Source organism: Chromohalobacter sp. HP20-39 (genome assembly GCF_033052815.1).
Lineage (GTDB): Bacteria > Pseudomonadota > Gammaproteobacteria > Pseudomonadales > Halomonadaceae > Chromohalobacter.
Genome location: NZ_JAWHTP010000556.1, coordinates 1 through 280, shown reverse-complemented (window position 1 = coordinate 280; position 280 = coordinate 1). Strand labels below are relative to the sequence as shown.

Below are 280 nucleotides of genomic sequence, written 5' to 3'. Positions count from 1 at the left end.
GCAGCTGGATGGCCTTGCCGTCGATCAGCACCGGCTCGAACGCCTGGATACCCAGACGGTGCAGCGTCGGTGCGCGGTTCAGCATCACCGGGTGCTCGCGGATGACATCTTCCAGGATGTCCCACACCACCGGCGTCTGGCTTTCCACTTCCTTCTTCGCCGCCTTGATGGTGGTGGCGATGCCCATCGTTTCCAGCTTGTGGAAGATGAACGGCTTGAAGAGTTCGAGCGCCATCAGCTTGGGCAGGCCGCACTGGTGCAGCTTGAGCGTCGGGCCCAC

General features: G+C 62.9%; 1 protein-coding gene. It reads right to left on the bottom strand.

The genetic code is table 11. From position 1 onward, the window contains the following. The coding region (locus RVY79_RS19180; RefSeq protein ID WP_317466149.1) for a hypothetical protein at positions 1-280 on the bottom strand (280 nt) is incomplete at both ends.